The sequence below is a fragment of the Streptomyces graminilatus genome, from assembly GCF_001418565.1.
Taxonomy (GTDB): domain Bacteria; phylum Actinomycetota; class Actinomycetes; order Streptomycetales; family Streptomycetaceae; genus Streptomyces; species Streptomyces graminilatus.
Window position 1 is genome coordinate 1 of sequence record NZ_LIQQ01000656.1, and the last position, 3599, is coordinate 3599.

The 3599-nt window shown below is 66.4% G+C and carries 2 protein-coding genes; one reads left to right on the top strand and one right to left on the bottom strand.

Annotated elements, in window-relative coordinates; genetic code table 11:
• A partial coding sequence (gene secA / locus AOK08_RS39195) for a preprotein translocase subunit SecA (RefSeq protein WP_055534976.1) occupies positions 1-2722 on the bottom strand: 2722 nt, incomplete at its 3' end.
• Between the two features lie 248 nt (positions 2723-2970).
• On the opposite strand from secA, the gene AOK08_RS39200 reads away from it, so the two are divergent.
• Positions 2971-3561, top strand: a complete 591-nt coding sequence (locus AOK08_RS39200; protein ID WP_055534978.1) for a GNAT family N-acetyltransferase — start codon at positions 2971-2973, stop codon at positions 3559-3561.
• Positions 3562-3599: the final 38 nt, after the last annotated feature.

Here is a 3599-nt window from a genome sequence, read left to right on the forward strand (position 1 = left end):
CCTCGACGACGCCGCCCTCACCGTCCACGGTGGGGGCGGAGAAGTGCAGCCGGTCCGGGCGCTGCGGGGCGTCGAGGCCCTTGGCCCGGATCTCGGGCCGGGAACCGGCGCTCGCCTGAGCCGGCACCGAGTCCTCGGCACCCTTGTCCAGGGACGGCACGCGGTCCGCGACCGGGACCTCCTCGACCTGCTGTTCGACCTGGACCTCCAGGTTGAACAGGTAGCCGACGGACTCCTCCTTGATGCCCTCCATCATGGCGGTGAACATGTCGAAGCCCTCGCGCTGGTACTCGACCAGCGGGTCCTTCTGCGCCATGGCGCGCAGACCGATGCCCTCCTGGAGGTAGTCCATCTCGTAGAGGTGCTCGCGCCACTTGCGGTCGAGGACCGACAGCACGACCCGGCGCTCCAGCTCACGCATGATGTCGGAGCCGAGCTGCTCCTCACGGGACGCGTACTGCTCGTGGATGTCGTCCTTGATCGACTCGGAGATGAACTCGGCGGTCAGCCCGGCACGGTCGCCGGCCGCCTCCTCCAGCTCGTCGATGGTGACCTTCACCGGGTAGAGCTGCTTGAAGGCGCCCCACAGCCGGTCCACGTCCCATTCCTCGGCGAAGCCTTCGGCGGTCTCCGCGGCGATGTACGCGTCGATGGTGTCGTCCATGAAGTGCTGGACCTGCTCGTGCAGGTCCTCACCCTCCAGGACGCGGCGGCGTTCGCCGTAGATGACCTCGCGCTGCCGGTTGAGGACCTCGTCGTACTTGAGGACGTTCTTGCGGGTCTCGAAGTTCTGCGTCTCGACCTGCGACTGGGCGGAGGCGATGGCACGGGTGACCATCTTGTTCTCGATCGGCACGTCGTCCGGAACGTTCGCCATCGACATGACGCGCTCGACCATCTGGGCCTTGAACAGCCGCATGAGGTCGTCACCGAGAGACAGATAGAACCGCGACTCGCCGGGGTCGCCCTGACGTCCGGAACGACCGCGGAGCTGGTTGTCGATCCGCCGGGACTCGTGCCGCTCGGTGCCGAGGACATAGAGCCCGCCGAGCTCCTTGACTTCCTCGAACTCGGCCTTGACGGCCTTCTCGGCCCGCTCCAGAGCGCTCGGCAGGGCCGCGGCCCACTCCTCGATGTGCTCCTCGGGGTCGAGGCCGCGCTGCCGCAGCTCCGCCTCGGCGAGGTCGTCGGGGTTGCCGCCGAGCTTGATGTCCGTACCACGGCCGGCCATGTTGGTGGCGACCGTGACGGCTCCCTTGCGACCGGCCTGGGCGACGATGGTCGCCTCCCGGTCGTGCTGCTTGGCGTTCAGCACCTCGTGCTGGATGCCGCGCTTGGAGAGCTGCTGCGACAGGTACTCGGACTTCTCCACCGAGGTCGTGCCGACGAGGATCGGCTGACCCTTCTCGTGCTTCTCGGCGATGTCGTCGACGACCGCCTCGAACTTCGCGACCTCGGTGCGGTAGATGAGGTCGGACTGGTCCTTGCGGACCATGTCACGGTTGGTCGGGATCGGGACGACACCGAGCTTGTAGATCTGGTGGAACTCGGCGGCCTCGGTCATGGCCGTACCGGTCATACCGGAGAGCTTGGAGTAGAGGCGGAAGAAGTTCTGAAGGGTGATGGTCGCCAGGGTCTGGTTCTCGTCCTTGATGTCCACCCCTTCCTTCGCCTCGATCGCCTGGTGCATACCCTCGTTGTAGCGGCGGCCGGCGAGGATACGGCCGGTGTGCTCGTCGACGATCATGACTTCGCCGTCGATGACGACGTAGTCCTTGTCGTTCTTGAAGAGCTCCTTGGCCTTGATGGCGTTGTTCAGGTAACCCACGAGCGGCGTGTTGACCGACTCGTACAGGTTGTCGATTCCCAGCCAGTCCTCGACCTTGGCGACACCCGACTCGTGGATGGCGACCGTGCGCTTCTTCTCGTCGACGTCGTAGTCGCCGGTCTCCTCGATGCCCTTGAGGGGGTTGCCGGTCTCGCCGCGCTTGAGGCGCGTGACCAGCTTGGCGAAGTCGCCGTACCACTTGGTGGCCTGGTCGGCCGGGCCGGAGATGATCAGCGGCGTACGGGCCTCGTCGATGAGGATCGAGTCGACCTCGTCGACGACGGCGAAGTTGTGGCCGCGCTGGACGAGTTCGTCCTGCGACCACGCCATGTTGTCGCGCAGGTAGTCGAAGCCGAACTCGTTGTTCGTGCCGTACGTGATGTCGCAGGCGTACTGCTCGCGGCGCTGGGCCGGCGTCATGTTGGCGAGGATGCAGCCGACGGTCAGCCCGAGGAACTTGTGGACGCGGCCCATCATCTCGGAGTCGCGCTCGGCCAGGTAGTCGTTGACCGTGATGAGGTGGACGCCGTCTCCGGAGAGGGCGTTCAGATACGTGGGCAGGGTGCCGACCAGGGTCTTGCCCTCACCGGTCTTCATCTCGGCGACATAGCCGAGGTGCAGCGCCGCGCCACCCATGATCTGCACGTCGTAGTGACGCTGGCCGAGGGCGCGCTTGGCCGCCTCGCGGACGGTGGCGAAGGCCTCGGGCAACAGGTCGTCCAGACTCTCACCGTCGGCGTACCGCTGCTTGTACTCATCGGTGAGGGCCCGCAGCTCGGCGTCGGAGAGGTTGATGAAGTCCTCTTCGATGGAGTTGACCTGGTCCGCGATGCGGTGCAGCTTGCGCAGGATTTTGCCTTCGCCTGCACGCATGATCTTTGTGAGGACGGACACGGGGGTTGGTCTCCTTGCCGGTCGGGCCTAGGACGGTCGGTTTCCATAAGTCTTGACTGAGCGACGGCCATCGTATGCGAGGACCCCGCCCAGCCGGGAGGCCTGGCGGTAGGACAGCCATAAGGAGAACGGCCGGGAGTCACGGATGGTGCCGCGCCTCACCCACGAATTGCACGAATCGTGATCACGGACCAACGCACCCCCCGAAAAGGATGGCGCCCTGCTCCTCCCCCGAGAAGAATCGGCCGATGGACCCCGTCACGCTCACCACACCCCGTCTTCTCCTGCGCACGGTCGGCCCGCACGACGCGGACGCCGTGTACGCGGCGGTGCAGGACCCCGACATCCAGCGCTGGACGACGATCCCGTCCCCCTACCTCCCCGAACACGCCCACGGCTTCACCAACAAGCTGGTGCCCGACAGCTGGGCGGACGGCTCCATGTTCACGTTCGGCGTCTTCCTCCCCGACGCGGAGGAGCTGGTGGGCATGGTCGCCCTCACCATGCGCGCGCCGGGAGTGACCGAGGTCGGCTTCTGGGCCGCCAAGGCCCACCGGGGCAACGGCTACATCACCGAGGCCACGATCGCCGCGTCCCGCTGGGCCTTCACCCGTCTGTCGGTGGACCGCGTGGAATGGCGGGCGGAGGTGGGCAACGCGGCCTCCCTGGCAACGGCACAAAAAGCCGGCTTCACCATGGAGGGCACCCTGCGCTCAGCAATGATCAACAAGGGAGTGCACCGAGACTGCTGGGTAGCGTCCCTACTCCCCTCAGACATCGCCCTCCCCTCCACGGCCCCGTACATCCCGGCCCACACCATCAGCCCGTCCGACACCTGAGAACAAGGCCCGCACCATTCAGCCCGTCCGGCGATTGA

Excerpts from the sequence above, each read along its gene's own strand:
- AOK08_RS39200 (WP_055534978.1), top strand. The coding sequence starts at position 2,971 with ATGGACCCCGTCACGCTCACCACACCCCGTCTTCTCCTGCGCACGGTC.